The sequence below is a fragment of the Bacteroides sp. 4_1_36 genome (assembly GCF_003466325.1).
GTDB lineage: Bacteria > Bacteroidota > Bacteroidia > Bacteroidales > Bacteroidaceae > Bacteroides > Bacteroides uniformis.
Window position 1 is genome coordinate 15,764 of the sequence record NZ_QSOX01000031.1, and the last position, 17,343, is coordinate 33,106.

Consider the following 17,343-nt stretch of genomic DNA (forward strand, 5'->3'; position numbering starts at 1 on the left):
ATCACAGAATGATTCTGTCCTCCTTCTGTTTCTTGAAGCAATCGGAAAGCAATACGGCAAACGGCGTGTCATACGTGCGCGCCTTCTGCGGACAGCCTTTCACACAAGCACAACATTTGATGCATTTCTCTGCAACCGTATTGCACTCGTCTCCTTTTATAATGGCTCCTGCAGGACAATGCTTCACGCAATATCCGCAATGCGTACAACGTTCCGCATCCACTTGCGGAGTACGGGGCATAGGCACCCCACTCTTACGCAACTTGACGACTCTGCGCAAAAAGCGGAGCAACGGGAAGAAAGGCTGGCGCGGACGCTGGATACGGGTCACATCCACCCCATACAGTTTCTCCATATCTTCGGCCGCCGCAATTTTAGCACGTATCTTTTCACCAAAAAGCTTTGCATACTCCAAGTCGTCCGCATCCGGACGTCCGGCTGCCACCGGATATTTCTCACTGCTATAAGAGTGCTCTCCTACAAACGTAGCACCTGCAATTACCTTGAAGCCCAACCTCGTGACAAAAGCATCCAATTCCACCAAAGCCTTCTCATAGGCCCGGTTGCCGTACACCACCACAACCACGGCAGGTGCACCGTCAGCATGAAGCTCCTTCATCCGCTCCAATGCCAAAGGAGCCACATGACCGCCATATACGGGCACCGTGATGACCGCCAAAGCATGGGAAGGCACCTCCCTTTTACCCGCCGCCTCCAAGGTGAGGTCCACTTTGGAGACAGACGAAATTCCCGTTCCGTGAACAATTGCCTCTCCCACTTGTTTAGAGGTACAAGTAGGTGAAAAAGTTATCAACTGTACTTCATCTATATTCATAAACCAATCCTTCATGTTGTTGTTAATACAGCAAAGATAAAGTTTTAAATTTAAAAAAAAGATGATTTGTTTATGAAACCAAAAATATTTATTACCTTTGCACCGTTGAAACATTCTGCGACTTCTTGCTGTGGCGAGAATTGTTTATCAGATTTCCGGTTCAATAATAAATATCCCATATAAATCATATATCACAAGGTAAACTTGCCCAAGTTGCTTCCTACAACAACTGCAACTGTGCACTTATGCCTTTCAATAAAAGTAAATTTTAAACCATTCACATATATACTGTATGTATAACATCATTCAACTGAACGACAAAAATTTGTCGGAACTACAAACTATTGCCCAAGAACTGGGTATAAAAAAAACAGACTCACTCAAAAAAGAAGAACTTGTTTACAAGATACTTGACGAACAAGCTATCGCAGGCGCTACCAAGAAAGTTGCCGCCGACAAGCTGAAGGAAGAGCGTAAAGGGGAAAAGCAAAAACGCTCGCGCGTCACTGTAAAGACCGTAAAAAAGGAAGGTGCCGACAAAGTGTTCTCAGCCAATAAAAACGGAGACCTCACCAAAGCCAAAACAGAGGAAGCACCGGCTGCGAAAGAACAACCCAAAACTGTGGAAGCACCCCAAGAACCGACCATAGAAGCTGCAACGCCGGCGCCAGCCAAAGAAGCCGCCGTACCCAAACGCAAACCGGGACGCCCCCGCAAGGTAAAGGAAGAGACTGCTGCACCCCAAGCAACGGAAACCCCGAAGGTTGCCGAACCGGAATTGAACTTCGAGGCTAAAGCTCCGAAAACAGAACCTCAGGCAGAAGCCAAAGCAGAAAAGAATATCGTACCGGACGAAAGCCCTATCCTGGCCGAAGCGGCAGATGACTTCATCCCCATTGAAGACCTCCCTACGGAAAAAATAGAATTGCCATCCGAACTTATCGGCAAATTCGAAGCGACCAAAGCGGAAACTCCCGCCACTCCCACTCCTGCCGCTGCCCCAGCCGAACCGCAACAGCCACAACGCCCGCGCCTCCGCGCCCGCGACAACAACAACCCATACAATAACAACAACAATAACAACCGCAACGGTGGCTATAACCAACAGCGCCCCGTGCAGCAGCGCCCTGCACAACCGTATAACAACGGAGAGAACTATCCCGCCGCTCCGGAACGCAAACCCGTAATAGAACGCGAGAAGACGTACGAATTCGATGACATCCTCACCGGAACCGGTGTACTGGAAATCATGCAGGATGGCTACGGCTTCCTCCGTTCCTCCGATTACAACTATTTGTCCTCACCGGACGATATTTACGTATCACAATCACAAATCAAATTGTTCGGCCTGAAAACCGGTGATGTGGTAGAAGGCGTAATCCGTCCCCCGAAAGAAGGCGAAAAGTACTTCCCGCTGGTAAAAGTATCCAAAATAAACGGACGTGACCCGGCTTTCGTACGCGACCGCGTACCGTTCGAGCACCTCACTCCCCTCTTCCCGGACGAGAAGTTCAAGCTTTGCAAAGGCGGATACTCCGACTCTATGTCGGCCCGTGTCGTAGACTTGTTTGCCCCCATCGGCAAAGGTCAGCGTGCCTTGATTGTGGCACAGCCCAAAACCGGTAAGACCATCTTGATGAAAGACATAGCCAACGCCATTGCCGCCAATCATCCGGAAGTCTACATGATTATGCTGCTCATCGACGAACGCCCGGAGGAAGTTACCGACATGGCGCGTACCGTCAATGCGGAAGTAATCGCCTCTACCTTCGACGAACCGGCAGAACGCCACGTGAAGATTGCCGGCATCGTCCTTGAAAAAGCAAAACGCATGGTGGAATGCGGACACGATGTTGTCATCTTCCTCGACTCCATCACCCGCCTGGCACGTGCCTACAACACCGTATCCCCGGCTTCCGGCAAAGTGCTTTCCGGTGGTGTGGATGCCAACGCATTGCATAAGCCCAAACGCTTCTTCGGTGCAGCACGTAACATCGAGGGCGGCGGTTCACTGACCATCCTTGCCACTGCCTTGATTGACACTGGCTCAAAGATGGACGAGGTTATCTTCGAAGAATTCAAGGGTACGGGTAATATGGAGTTGCAGCTCGACCGCAACTTGTCCAACAAGCGTATCTTCCCGGCTGTCAACATCGTTGCCTCCAGCACCCGCCGCGACGACCTGCTGCAAGACAAGCAGACACTGGACCGCATGTGGATTCTCCGCAAGTACCTTGCCGACATGAATCCGATAGAAGCCATGGACTTCGTAAAAGACCGTCTGGAGAAGACCAAAGACAACGACGAATTCCTGATGAGCATGAACAGTTAACAGCAACTGCATACAGATATTGTACAAAAGCTTCCATTTACGTTCATAAACGTAGGTGGAAGCTTTTTTTATATCCGTTTTTTCATACATTTGCCACCATACAATAACCTTGAACAAATAAAATCCAAATCTGATGAAAACGATTCACTCTTTTATGGGAATGGCATTGTGCAGCTTTCCGGTAATGGCACAGCAATCGCCCAATTTTCTTATTATCCAATGCGACCATCTGACCCAGCGGGTAGTAGGCGCATACGGTGCCGACCCCAGCTGCACTCCACCTATAGACCGAATTGCCTCCCAAGGTGTAACATTTGCCAACGCATACGTGGGATGCCCCCTCAGCCAACCGTCACGCGCTGCCTTATGGAGCGGACTGATGCCGCATCAAACCAATGTACGTTCCAACTCGGCCGAACACATCAATCCTCCGCTGCCCGACAGCATTCCGACCCTGGGAAGCCTCTTCACCGCCAACGGTTATGAGGCCGTCCACTTTGGCAAAACCCATGACATGGGTTCCCTAAGGGGATTCCGCCACAAGGAACCGGTTGCCAAGCCCTTCACCGACCCCGAATTTCCCGTCAACAATGACAGCTTTCTGGATGTAGGAACCTGCGAGGATGCCGTGGCCTATCTCAGCAATCCGCCGCAAGAACCTTTCATCTGCATAGCCGATTTCCAAAACCCGCACAATATCTGCGGATATGTAGGCGAAAATAAAGGGGAGCACATAGATAGCCCCATCAGTACCCCACTCCCGCTACTACCCGAAAACTTTGAAGTGGAAGACTGGGAAAAACTTCCGTTGCCCATTCAGTACATCTGCTGCAGCCACCGGAGGATGATGCAAGCCGCCCACTGGAACGAGGACAATTACCGGCACTACGTCGCCGCCTTCCAGCATTACACGCGGATAGTGGCCAGACAGATAGAGAGTGTACTGGAAGCCCTCTACTCCACTCCCGCCGGCAAAAATACAATTGTCATTGTACTGGCAGACCACGGAGACGGAATGGGGTCACACCGCATGGTAACCAAGCAGGTCAGCTTTTACGAAGAAATGACAAATGTGCCCTTCATCATAGCCGGTCCCGGTATTCATCCCCGTCAAAAACCGGTGGAAGATTTACTGACCCAACCCACTATCGACCTGCTGCCCACTCTCTGTGAACTGGCAGGCATTCCGGTGCCTTCCTCCAAGCCCGGCATCAGCCTTGCCCCTTTCCTGAAAGGCGAGAAGCAAAAGAGACAGCACCCCTATGCAGCCTCCGAATGGCACAGTGAATACGAAGTGACCGTCAGCCCGGGACGGATGATACGCAGTCCCAGATACAAATACACACACTATCTGGAAGGCAACGGGGAAGAACTGTATGATATGCTGAAGGATAAAGGAGAAAGACGAAACCTTGCCCATGACCCCAAATACTCAAAGATTCTGGCCGAGCACCGGGCACTGCTGGACGACTACATCCGCCGCACACAGGACGACTACCGAAGCCTGAAAGTTGAAGCCGACAAGAGATGGCGCAGCCACGCACCGGGATATCCCAACCACGAAGGACCCTGCGCCAGAGACATTATCAATAGAAAGTAAGCAAAAAGAACTAAAAAAAACAGAATAATATAGATGATTATCAGTGCCTTGACCGGCACTTCCATTCTTTTCGCCCATCCCGCTGCAAGTCTTCAATAATATTCTGCTTCAAAAGAAGGCAGTTAAAGGGATTTTTTGTACTTTTGCGCCTCAATAAGAGTAATTTGTAATTTAGTAATTGTAATTAGATACTATGTTCGATAATTTAAGCGAGAGACTTGAAAGGTCGTTTAAAATTTTGAAAGGTGAGGGCAAAATCACCGAAATCAATGTTGCGGAAACCCTGAAAGACGTACGTAAGGCACTTTTGGATGCCGACGTGAACTATAAGGTAGCCAAAAACTTCACCGATACCGTTAAGGAAAAAGCCTTGGGACAAAACGTGCTGACAGCCGTTAAGCCCAGCCAGCTGATGGTAAAAATCGTACACGATGAACTGACCCAGCTCATGGGCGGCGAGACTTCTGAAATAAACCTCGACTCCAAGCCTGCCATTATCCTAATGTCCGGTTTGCAAGGCTCCGGTAAAACAACTTTCTCCGGAAAGCTGGCCCGCATGCTGAAGAGCAAGAAGAACAAAAAGCCGTTATTGGTGGCTTGTGACGTGTACCGTCCTGCCGCTATCGAGCAGTTGCGTGTACTGGCTGAACAGATTGACGTACCGATGTACTCGGAACCGGACAGCAAAAATCCGGTAGCCATTGCCCAAAATGCCATCCAAGAAGCCAAAGCCAAAGGTTACGACCTTGTAATTGTCGATACAGCCGGTCGTCTGGCAGTGGATGAGGAGATGATGAACGAGATTGCCGCCATCAAGAAGGCCATCAATCCGGACGAGATTCTGTTCGTAGTGGATTCAATGACCGGTCAGGATGCAGTGAATACCGCTAAGGAATTCAACGAACGGCTCGACTTCAATGGTGTAGTATTGACCAAACTGGATGGTGATACCCGCGGTGGTGCCGCCCTTTCTATCCGTTCGGTGGTAAACAAGCCCATCAAGTTTGTAGGTACCGGTGAAAAGCTGGATGCCATCGACCAGTTCCATCCCTCACGTATGGCCGACCGTATTCTCGGTATGGGTGACATCGTATCTTTGGTGGAACGTGCGCAGGAACAATATGACGAGGAAGAAGCCAAACGCCTGCAAAAGAAGATTGCCAAGAACCAGTTCGACTTCAACGACTTCCTGAGCCAGATTGCACAAATCAAGAAAATGGGTAACTTGAAGGAACTTGCCTCCATGATACCGGGCGTAGGCAAAGCCATCAAGGATATAGACATTGACGACAATGCCTTCAAGAGCATTGAAGCCATCATCTACTCCATGACTCCGGAAGAACGCAGCAATCCGGCCATTCTGAACGGTTCACGCCGCCAGCGCATTGCCAAAGGTAGCGGTACGAATATTCAGGAAGTAAACCGCCTGCTGAAACAGTTTGACCAGACCCGCAAGATGATGAAGATGGTCACTGGCAGCAAGATGGGTAAGATGATGCCGAAACTTAAAAGATAAGATAACAGCCTATGACACTGATTGATGGAAAAGCAATTTCAGAGCAAGTAAAGCAAGAGATTGCAGCAGAAGTAGCCGAAATAGTGGCTCGTGGGGGTAAACGCCCGCATCTGGCCGCCATTCTTGTAGGACACGATGGAGGTAGCGAAACCTACGTTGCCGCCAAAGTAAAAGCATGCGAAGTTTGCGGATTCAAGTCCTCACTTATCCGTTACGAGGCAGACGTTACCGAAAAGGAACTGCTCGCCAAGGTACGCGAATTGAACGAGGATGCGGATGTGGACGGTTTCATCGTACAGCTTCCCTTGCCCAAGCATATCTCCGAGCAGAAAGTGATTGAAACCATCGACTACCGCAAGGATGTGGACGGCTTTCATCCCATCAACGTGGGACGGATGTCCATTGGCCTTCCCTGCTATGTATCCGCTACTCCCAACGGTATCCTCGAACTGCTGAAGCGCTATCAGATAGAGACTTCAGGCAAGAAATGCGTGGTATTGGGACGCAGTAACATTGTCGGCAAACCCATGGCTGCCCTGATGATGCAGAAGGCTTATCCCGGCGATGCCACAGTGACCGTATGCCACAGCCGCAGCAAAGACCTGGTAAAGGAATGCCAGGAAGCGGACATCATCATTGCTGCGTTGGGACAACCGAACTTTGTTAAGGCGGAAATGGTCAAGGAAGGCGCTGTCGTTATTGATGTAGGTACTACCCGTGTGCCCGATACCTCCAAGAAATCCGGATTCAAGTTGACCGGTGATGTGAAATTCGACGAAGTAGCTCCCAAATGTTCATTCATTACCCCCGTACCGGGAGGCGTAGGTCCCATGACCATCGTTTCCCTTATGAAGAATACATTGCTCGCCGGCAAGAAAGCAATCTACCAATAACAAGGCGATGAAAACGCTCGCCGTCTTCATTGTTGTCCTACTGTATAGCGTAACCCTTTCCTCGCAGGAAAGGATTACGCTATTATTTGTCGGCGACCTGATGCAGCACCAGGCACAAATAGACGCTGCACATGTATCTGAAGGAAAATATGACTACTCCTCCTGCTTCTCCCTCATAAAAGAGCAAATATCCCAGGCAGACCTCGCCATAGGAAATCTGGAAGTCACATTGGGGGGCAGGCCCTATCGGGGCTATCCTATGTTCAGCGCCCCCGATGAATATCTTCAGGCCATAAAGGACGCCGGATTCGATATTTTACTGACAGCCAACAACCACTGTCTGGACCGTGGAAAAAAGGGAATGGAGCGTACCATACAATTGCTTGACTCCTCCGGTATTCGTTACGCAGGCACCTACAAGAATCTGTCGGAGCGCAAGCAACGCTATCCCCTGTTCATCAACAGAAACGGCTTTCGCATTGCCCTACTCAACTATACTTACGGCACCAATGGTATCAAGGCTACCTCTCCCAATATCGTAAACTATATTGATAAGAATACCATCCTGCAAGATATCCAAAGTGCCAAGGCACGCCAACCGGATGCCATTATTGCCTGCATGCATTGGGGAGAGGAATATCAGTCCCTTCCCAACCGTGAGCAACGCGAACTGGCCAACTGGTTGCTCCAACAAGGCGTAACACATATTATCGGTTCACACCCTCACGTCATTCAACCGATGGAACTACGTACCAACGGTACCGAACAGCACATCATAGTCTACTCCTTGGGAAACTTCATTTCCAATATGAGCAAGGCCAACACTGACGGCGGCCTCATCTTCACTTTGCAGTTGGAGAAACATCCTCTCCCCCAACCCACCCGTCCCTCTTACACCGGTCAGAGTCAGACGCCCCTGCCAGACTCCAATCCTCTGCCTTTTCCATACTGTCGTGTTTCCTATTGTGGATATAATCTGGTCTGGACCGGCCGGCCGGAACTTACTAAAGAAAAAAATTACATTCTTTATCCTGCCAGTTTTCCTACAGAACATTTAACGCCGGAAGCTCGTAAACACCTGGAAATCTTTGTCAAAAGCTCTCGAAAGCTGCTCCAGCAGCACAATATAGGTATCTACGAGAAGAAAAAATAATGCAGAAATCTCAAAAATTTTCGTCTCATTCTTTGCAATATTAAAGATTATCCCTATCTTTGCACCGCATTTAAGAAATGCACTAACATGGTGGCTGTAGTTCAGTTGGTTAGAGCGTCAGATTGTGGTTCTGAATGTCGTGGGTTCGAGTCCCATCTGCCACCCGCAAAGAAGAGGAAATTCGAAAGAATATTCCTCTTTTTTTGTTATTGTCCAAACAATCCCCCAAAGGGAGGCAACGTGGAATCAATGTAAAAAATTGTAGGGATACTCCTCACAGAGTATCCCTACATCATAGGAAGGAATCAATTACCTAAACCAGTCCTTGTACAAAAGAGTTTACTTTCTCAAAATGTTCAAAATAGCTGGAAACTTATTCCGATATTTTGCATTCTGTATCAATCACACTTAATAGTACTTCCTTCCTTACTTTATCAAGCCAGTGATAAGACAACCCGTTATCACCTTATAGAAATAAGAATACAAAAAGAATATTTCATCTTTCAAAAAACATTCTATACCAATAACTCTACTATTTTCGATTTCCGACATGCAAATATAACCCTTTTTGTTTATACGAAAAGCAAAATCAGTTATCTTTGCAAAGATGAAATTCAATCAAATATGAAAATTCTCTGGATAGACCTCAATAGCTCGTATGCACACTCTTCGTTGGCACTCCCTGCACTGCACGCACAAATAGCAAAGAACAATTCCGTAAAATGGGAAATCGTATCTGCCACCATCAATGAAAACGTAGGAATGATTGTCGACGAAATATACCGGCACCAACCCGACATCATTGCCGCAACGACATGGTTGTTCAACCACGAACAACTGTTGCACATCACAGCGAGATTAAAAGCATTGCTTCCCAATAGCTGCTTCATCTTGGGTGGACCTGAATTCTTAGGAAACAATGAAGACTTTCTGCATAAAAACCCTTTCATCGACTGTGTATTCAGGGGAGAGGGAGAAGAAGCATTCCCCCAATGGCTGTCTTGCTGGAACCAGCCGGAAAAATGGAACAGTATTCCGGGACTCTGCTATATGAATCCTCAAAAGCAATATATAGACAACGGCATAGCCCGTGTACTTAACTTTTCACGGCTCGTACCACCGGAAAACAGCTGTTTTTTCAACTGGAGCAAACCATTCGTACAACTGGAGACTACCCGAGGCTGTTTCAACACATGCGCATTCTGCGTCAGCGGTGAAGAAAAACCGGTGCGCACACTGTCCATTGAAAGTATCCGTGAACGCCTTCAAATTATCCACAGTCATGGAATAAAAAACGTACGCGTCCTCGACCGGACCTTTAATTATAATCCGCGCCGTGCTAAAGAATTACTGCAACTTTTCCTGGAATTCAACCCGGACATATGCTTTCACTTAGAAATACACCCTGCACTATTATCCGAAGAGCTGAAAAATGAATTGAAAAAGCTACCTAAAGGATTGCTCCATCTCGAGGCCGGTATTCAAAGCCTGCGCGAACCGGTCCTCCAGAAAAGCCGTCGGATGGGAAGCCTGGAGGACTCACTGCAAGGTCTTCGTTTCCTATGTTCCCTACCCAATATGGAAACACACGCCGACCTCATTGCCGGCTTGCCTCTATACCGCCTATCCGAAATATTTGAAGATGTGCGTACACTTGCCGGATACAATGCCGGCGAGATACAGCTTGAATCCCTGAAGTTACTTCCCGGCACAGAAATGAGAAGAAGAGCGGAAGAACTAGGCATCCGATATTCTCCTCTCCCCCCTTATGAAGTGCTTCAAACAAATGAAATCAGTGTCAACGAGCTTCAAACAGCCCGGCAACTGTCACGTCTTCTGGATGGATTCTATAACACAACTGCTTGGCAAGCCATCACCCGCAAGCTGATTCTGGATGACAACGACTTCCTACGTCGCTTTCTGGAATTTTTAATCGATAAAAATCTTATAGACCAGCCCATGAGCCTGGAAAAGCGAGGCCTCGTACTCTATGAATTCTGCAGTATGCATTATCCGGCCTATAAAATCATGGTCACCATTGCCTGGATAGAGGCAGGCATGTCATTAAAGAAAAAACCAGCAGAGAAAGTCAAGACCAAGCGCCAGATGCCACCGGAATATTGGGAAGTCATCTATGGAAACTACAAAGAAAGCCTCCGCTTATGTTTTCTACCCATTGACGACAATACCCAAAATGGTTATTGGTTCGGCTTCGAATCGGAAATACAAAAAGCAGAACCAGTATTCAAAGCCAAAGAAATAATGGAGAGGTGTCAAAATACACAATCACCGCAGATTAACACAGATAAAAGTTCTTGATTATCAGAAATTCTATAGCAATCTGTGTAACCTGCGGTGAGTTATGCCCTCATTTCTTCTCCTATCCGCAGTGGAAATACTTCTCGACCAGTTTCAGCATCTCCTCCGGACTGTCTTGTATCTCTGCACGCAAGGTTCTATCCTCGTAAGAACGCAGTTTGGAAATAACCCCATCAACCATTGCAGGACTGAACACATGATATTGCTCAAAGACAGCACGCTGTCTTTCCAAACAATCGGCAGAAGCGGCACAACTATCAGGAAGCTGTTCCAGTTGTTTCAACTTATCTTCATTTTCTTTCTTGTGGATATTTACATTGACATATGTTTTTTCTGCAATTCCTAAAGCATCGTCTATCTCAAATCCATAACGGCAAGCTACAGCAAGTCCGGCAATCAATTGATACAAATCGGCCGAACCGTCAGGCGAACGCATTTCCACCGTCTGTTTCTGTGTAGTATCATAATGACTTGGGGTCTCCAACGGATTTGCCAACATGCACATATCCGTTTTTGCCGACCAGCCCAACGGAACGCGTACCAATACCGAACGGTTGCGGTCGCCCCAGCAAATGTTGGTCGGTGCTTCCTGATGAGGAACCAGACGAAAATAGGAAGTAGGATTTGTATTACCGAAAGCCGTAATGGAAGAAGCCAGCTTCATCATGCCCGCAATGGCCTTACGGGCTGTTTCAGAAAGTGCCCCATCTTTCAGCATCTGGTTCTGCCCGTCCTTCATGATACGCATATGTATATGTAATCCGGAACCGGCTTTTCCTGCCGTGATTTTCGGTGCAAAAGTAATGTTATATCCATACTGGCTAGCCAGATTACGAATAACCCATTTTGCTATCACCAGTTGGTCAGCAGCCTCCTCGGCACGCACCGGCAGGAACTCTATTTCATTCTGCTCATAAATCTTATCGTCCAGCGTAAAATTACCGACTTCAGAATGCCCATACTTTATCTGTCCGCCTGCCTGCGCAATATATGACATACATTCCGTACGGAAATCATTGAACTTGGCATAAGGGGCCGATTCGTGATAACCACGCTGGTCGGTAGCCGGGAACAATCCGTCATTTTCAGAAATGACATAATATTCCAATTCTCCCATAGCCTGAAATTCCATCCCCGTAACCGTAGTGAATGCCTGACATGCCTTACGCAGGGTATATTCCGGAGAACTTTCCAGCGGTTCACCATCCTTATTGAAATAAGAACAGAGCATTGACAGTGTGGGCAATTCAGAAAAAGGGTCTATAAAAGCGGTCCGGAAACGCGGCACTACATACAAATCACTGCTACCGGCCTCTATAAACGGAAACAAGCTGGAACCATCTACGCGTTCACCACATGTAAGTATGGCATCAAGGTATGCTTCATTATTGATGACAAAGTTCAGTGTCTTCAGTCGCCCGTCTGCCGCAGGATACATGAAGTTCACCATACGAATGTCATTCTCCTTTATATAGGAAACAATGTCTGCTTTCGTAAATTCGGAAGCCGGTTTTTGAAGGGCAGCCACCAATAAATTGGGGCTCATGGATAATTCCTGGTTCATAATACGCTGGTTGTTTTTAGTTTTCTATATGGTTAACAAAACACATGCAATTTTTTGTCACAATAAAAAACTGCTGTTTCGCAAAGATACTAAAAGTTGTATCAGAAAAGAAACAAACAACCTAAATCTTATCAGAGAGCCTCAACCTTTTCCGTCGTATCCCCACTTCACGTAAATAGCCCCCCAAGCAAATCCTGCTCCGAATGCTGTAAAAATCAGTTTATCCCCCTTTTTCAGCTTATCCTCGAAATCCCATACACACAATGGAAGCGTGCCGGCACTTGTATTTCCATACCGTTCTATATTGACCATTACCTTTTCGGGAGATACTCCCAAACGTTGCGAAACTGCAGTAATTATACGCATGTTTGCCTGATGGGGAATCACCCAGTCAATGTCCTCCTTCGCCAAGTGATTCCTCTCCATGACCGCCTCACAAGCATCTGCCATATTGGCCACAGCATATTTAAAGACTGTACGTCCTTCCTGATAAATATAATGCATCCGATTGTCCAGTGTATAGTAAGATGGAGCACATACGGAGCCTCCCGCTTTGATATGTAAAAAGGGCAGACCTTTCCCGTCTGTTCTCAATACGGCATCCATTACTCCCATATCCTCCCGGGTGGGTTCCAGCATGAAAGCGGCAGCACCGTCACCAAAAATCGGACAAGTGGCACGATCGGTATAATCAATCACCGACGACATTTTATCAGCCCCTACTACAATGACCTTCTTGTATTTTCCCGAACGGATAAAATTGGCTCCAGTTTCCAATGCATACAAAAAGCCACTACAAACAGCCTGCATATCAAAAGCAAAAGCATTCTTAAGCTTTACTCTCTCACATAATATGGATGCTGTTGAAGGAAAATGATAATCGGCCGTTGTAGTGGCCACAATCACCAAATCAATATCATCAGGATTAGATTTTGTACGTTGCATTAATTGTTTTACAGCTTTACGGGCCATAAACGAAGTCCCCAATCCTTCTTCGTGCAAGATACGTCTTTCCTTTATACCGATACGCCCCATTATCCACTCATCTGTCGTATCTACCATTTTGGATATTTCTTCATTGGTCAGAATATAGTCAGGAACATACCCTCCCACTCCCGTAATTACTGCATTTATTTTCTCCATTAATTCTATCTAGTTTAGTATTGGAATCGGCTCAAAGATAATATTCTTAAAACGCCGAGCGCAAATATACTGAAAAGAGGGTAAAATCCAATAAAGGAAGAACAAAAAGACACTCCCGACAAACTATCACATGGATATACAAAAAAAATCAACTGTCCTTTTTCTATCATTCTTTTGTCAATTTTGTATCAATGAGTTTGAGCAATACAGACTAAATTTGCATAATAAAATGTATCGGGTATTTAAAGAGCAAGTAACTAATCAAAAATACATACAAATAAAATTAACATAACATTTTTATATCTTATGAAACAAAACCGCTTAATTAGCATTGGGGCTTTCATTTTAGTGCTTGCACTTTCAGGCCTTATGACAGGTTGTATGGAGAAAGACGTATACGACCCGAATCGTGAAAAAGAACCTCTTCCTGACCCGGATAAATATTTCGGCTTTGAGATGCGCAGTGATGTCCGGCTTTCTGTCAACTATGACATTTACGGGTTTACTCCTTTGATAGAAATTTACGGTGAAAATCCGATGGAAACAGTGGAAGGTACGCCGATAAAGAAAGAGGGTATAGAAGCCTTGTTCAAAACCTATACCGACAACAGCGGTAAGTATGAGGGAAAAATGCAGCTTCCTACCTATCTTAATAAAGTTTATTTATATACTGCGACATGGGGATTGCCGGGATGCATAGAACTTGAAATTAAAGACAATGCTGTCATTTTTGACATGTCGGCAAAATCAAATCCTAAAACAAAGTCTGTCACTCGCGCTTCGTCTGATGTACCTTATTTAGTAAACAAATCCCAAAATCTATACTCACTGTGCTATTGGGGAGAAGGAGGTCAGCTGAACAGCCAATATATGACAAAGGAAAAAAATATTGGTAATGAAAGTATTTTGGATTTGACAGACCGGATGAAAACATTCTTCAATAAAGGAGGACAAGACAATTCAAAATTACTTGGTAATGGAAAAACTATCAATATTTCGATAAAGGAGGACAACACCGCATTGAATCTCATTTTTCTCAATCGAAGTGCAAGTTATAACAATACTTTCGGATATTATTTTTATAAAACCGGAACGTCCGTCGATGTAGACCAAGTGAGGAAATACATTATATTCCCCAATGTGTCTTTTGACTGGTATGGCGGCCAAATATTGATTTTAGAATCCGGGAATAAAGTTCGTCTGCTTTACTTCGATGAAGACGGCCAAGCCCATGATACATTCCCAGCAGGATATACAGTAGGCTGGTTTCTTTATGCCGACGGTTTTAAGAACGGTTATGGAAATAATTTAGAAGATTATCTTAAATTGCCTGATTTATATAATCCATACAATTCAAATCTTCGCACTTCCAATCCCCAAAACAACATGTCGGCCTTTGTCTCTGTTAAAGACCAAAAAAGCGGCAAGACGATTCTTGGAGCAGAAGATGGTGTAAATCAAAGCTACTGTGACCTTTTATTTTATGTAGATGCTACTCCGGGAAGTTCTATTGACGATCCTGAAAGGCCGTCTATTCCCGATGAAGGTGATAAAGAAGAACCCAAACCCGATGAAGATGAAAATGTTACCGGCACACTGGCATTCGAAGATATTTGGCCTTCCGGTGGCGATTATGACATGAATGACGTAATTGTAGAATACGAACGCAAAGTCTATTTCGACAAAAAGAATATAGTAACGAAGATCGTTGACGAATTCACTCCGGTACATGATGGCGCTACATATGTTAACGCATTTGCCTATCAGATAGATGCAGCACAAATTGGCGATAAAATCACTTTGCCGGAAGGTGCAATATTGGAAAAAGAGACTTCGTCCATTATCGTAATGTCCAATGCCAAACAGAATATAGGCAATAAATATGTAGTCACCAGAGAATTCAACGGTTCTTTCCTAAAGAATCAGCTATTGTCCTATAATCCATACATCATCGTAAAATATTCACAAGGAGAACAGAATCGCACAGAGGTTCATCTGCCCAAACACAAAGCTACAGCTTATGCCAATCAGTCATTGATTGGCAGCAATGATGATGCTTACTATATCGACCGTAAAGGAGCATATCCATTTGCTATCGATATACCGATGCTAGGGTTTACCCCGGTAACAGAAAGGAACAGAATTGACAGCCAATATCCCGGTTTTGCTACATGGGCAAAATCAATGGGAAATGACTGTAAGGATTGGTATAAAAAATAACAGAACAAAAGACAATGAATCATGTGTGGAGTGCCCCCTTATTCGGACGCTCCACCTGTTTTTTTTTGAATTATTGCATATTGACTTGGAGAAATATTATATTCTGCCATGAAACACCTGGAAAAATAAGAAGGATTGGAATAGCCTACCATATACATTACTTCCGATACAGTGAATCTGCCTTGTAATAAAAGTGTAGCGGCTCTTATCATCCTAACACGCCGAATAAGGCTTACTGGAGTAACCCCCGTCAACTGTTTAATCTTTCGATACAACAGTTTTCGATTCATTCCCAACAGTTGACAGAGCATAGCAACATTAAACTCTGTATTTTCCATATGCTCTTCCAACACTGAAACAAGCTTGTTAAGCCAAATTCGTTTCAATTCCAGTTGTCTGTTTTCCAATGGTTTGCATGAATCCATTTTCTCCAATTTTAATATTCCTTCTAAGATCTGTTTGGCTTGTAGTGAGTCCATACCAACTTGATTTTGCAAAGCCTGCAGTTCATTTTTATCTGGTAAAGACACAATAATATTAATTAAGACTCCAGTATCATTTTCCTCACATCTTATGTCAACCTGGCCTTGATATAGATTAACAAATTTGGGAATTAAATGTAACCCCACAAGAGCGATTATTTCATCTATTATTTTAAGATATTCTTTCATATCTTTCTTGCCTTTTGGTATAAGTACAAATTATCCAAATATCAGACAAACATTCTCTCACGGTATTCTGACGGAGTAGTGCCTGTATGCTTACGAAAAAAACGTGTCATCGTAGAATTCGATTGAAAATTAGTTCGTGAAACCACTTCCTTTATTTCAAGATTGGAGTCTTTCAATAAGACTTTTATCTCAAGTATGGTATATTCCACAATCCACTCTTTAGCCGAACGACCAGTATTATCTGTTATTAACATTGTCAGATATTTAGGTGAGATACACATCTTATCTGCATAAAATGCCACATCACGACTTATAGTATGATACTCTATAACCAAATAAAAGAATTCAAAAACCTGCTTCTCTTTACGTACAAACTTCACGGAAGCCATAGCCTTGGGGTTACTCTTATAGCCCACATACAAGTCCCAATAATAAACCCTCAATAAATACATCACCGATTCCCTCCTAAGAAAGGCACAAGATAAATCTACACGGCATGACAATATATGACAGAAATGAACAAAGCGCTTATACTCTTCTTCACTGAGCGGAGAGCTATAATATTTCCTCATATAGAAAAAATAGTCAAGTGTAAGCCTACCCAGCCCATTAATGGTATCCATAAACAATTTCTTTGGTACTTTAAAGAAAATAACGGCAAAGTCTGTACTGATTTCGGTTATACTTGCCAACTGATAAGGAAAAATAGTTATCAAATCATTCTTCACAACCCTGCGTTTATTAGAAAACACATTAAAAAGAGCAGAGCCTCCGGTACAAACTCCATTTATCCCTTCTTCTAGATATGTCGGAATCCCGTCAAGAGGCAAATCAATTACCTTTGTATAAATATTGAACTCCTCTAAATCAAACACACCACTTGAAAAAGGCCTATTATCTTTTGTAGCTTTTACCATATTTGTTTTAAATATTATGCTAAGTTACAAAAAAAAATCATTTTTAGATTATTTGTTCTAAAATTGCACATATATACTGAAGTTCAGTCAAAACTAAAGTATAAATTCTTATTCTATAAAGGGGTCAATGTAAAAACCTGAGGGGTAAATTTATAAATTATTATCTTTGTCTCCAAATTC

General features: G+C 44.8%; 12 protein-coding genes and 1 tRNA gene. 8 read left to right on the top strand and 5 right to left on the bottom strand.

What is annotated here, in order from left to right:
* Position 1: 1 nt before the first annotated feature.
* Positions 2 to 835: a 4Fe-4S binding protein gene (locus DXD65_RS19670; RefSeq protein ID WP_034526131.1), complete on the bottom strand. Its 834-nt coding sequence runs from the start codon at positions 833 to 835 to the stop codon at positions 2 to 4.
* A 292-nt stretch (positions 836 to 1,127) separates the two neighbouring features.
* On the opposite strand from DXD65_RS19670, the gene rho reads away from it, so the two are divergent.
* The 7 genes from rho (at position 1,128) to DXD65_RS19705 (ending at position 10,648) form a co-directional block, all read left to right on the top strand.
* On the top strand, positions 1,128 to 3,167 hold the full coding sequence (gene rho / locus DXD65_RS19675) for a transcription termination factor Rho (protein ID WP_005832474.1): 2,040 nt from the start codon (positions 1,128 to 1,130) through the stop codon (positions 3,165 to 3,167).
* 133 nt (positions 3,168 to 3,300) lie between these two features.
* A complete protein-coding gene (locus DXD65_RS19680; RefSeq protein WP_005831557.1) occupies positions 3,301 to 4,767 on the top strand; it encodes a sulfatase in 1,467 nt (488 codons plus the stop codon).
* A 193-nt stretch (positions 4,768 to 4,960) separates the two neighbouring features.
* Positions 4,961 to 6,283, top strand: a complete 1,323-nt coding sequence (gene ffh, locus DXD65_RS19685; RefSeq protein ID WP_005831559.1) for a signal recognition particle protein — start codon at positions 4,961 to 4,963, stop codon at positions 6,281 to 6,283.
* Between the two features lie 11 nt (positions 6,284 to 6,294).
* On the top strand, positions 6,295 to 7,176 hold the full coding sequence (gene folD, locus DXD65_RS19690) for a bifunctional methylenetetrahydrofolate dehydrogenase/methenyltetrahydrofolate cyclohydrolase FolD (protein WP_005831560.1): 882 nt from the start codon (positions 6,295 to 6,297) through the stop codon (positions 7,174 to 7,176).
* A gap of 7 nt (positions 7,177 to 7,183) precedes the next feature.
* A complete protein-coding gene (locus DXD65_RS19695; protein WP_117887879.1) occupies positions 7,184 to 8,329 on the top strand; it encodes a CapA family protein in 1,146 nt (381 codons plus the stop codon).
* A gap of 90 nt (positions 8,330 to 8,419) precedes the next feature.
* Positions 8,420 to 8,493, top strand: a tRNA-His gene (locus DXD65_RS19700).
* A gap of 460 nt (positions 8,494 to 8,953) precedes the next feature.
* On the top strand, positions 8,954 to 10,648 hold the full coding sequence (locus tag DXD65_RS19705) for a B12-binding domain-containing radical SAM protein (RefSeq protein WP_117887880.1): 1,695 nt from the start codon (positions 8,954 to 8,956) through the stop codon (positions 10,646 to 10,648).
* Positions 10,649 to 10,709: 61 nt separating this feature from the next.
* Here the strand turns inward: DXD65_RS19705 and DXD65_RS19710 are convergent, their stop codons facing one another.
* Positions 10,710 to 12,212 (bottom strand): glutamine synthetase family protein, encoded by a 1,503-nt coding sequence (locus tag DXD65_RS19710; protein WP_005832480.1) that lies wholly within the window; start codon positions 12,210 to 12,212, stop codon positions 10,710 to 10,712.
* 141 nt (positions 12,213 to 12,353) lie between these two features.
* Positions 12,354 to 13,355 (bottom strand): beta-ketoacyl-ACP synthase III, encoded by a 1,002-nt coding sequence (locus DXD65_RS19715; RefSeq protein ID WP_008664940.1) that lies wholly within the window; start codon positions 13,353 to 13,355, stop codon positions 12,354 to 12,356.
* A 306-nt stretch (positions 13,356 to 13,661) separates the two neighbouring features.
* Here DXD65_RS19715 and DXD65_RS19720 point away from each other — a divergent pair, with 306 nt between their 5' ends.
* Entirely contained in the window at positions 13,662 to 15,575 is a 1,914-nt protein-coding gene (locus DXD65_RS19720; protein WP_005831574.1) for an LruC domain-containing protein, read from the top strand.
* A 38-nt stretch (positions 15,576 to 15,613) separates the two neighbouring features.
* Here DXD65_RS19720 and DXD65_RS19725 read toward each other — a convergent pair whose 3' ends face one another.
* Entirely contained in the window at positions 15,614 to 16,246 is a 633-nt protein-coding gene (locus DXD65_RS19725) for a helix-turn-helix domain-containing protein (protein ID WP_005831576.1), read from the bottom strand.
* Positions 16,247 to 16,287: 41 nt separating this feature from the next.
* Positions 16,288 to 17,163, bottom strand: coding sequence for a helix-turn-helix domain-containing protein (locus DXD65_RS19730; RefSeq protein WP_005831578.1), 876 nt, complete (start codon positions 17,161 to 17,163; stop codon positions 16,288 to 16,290).
* Positions 17,164 to 17,343 lie beyond the last annotated feature (180 nt).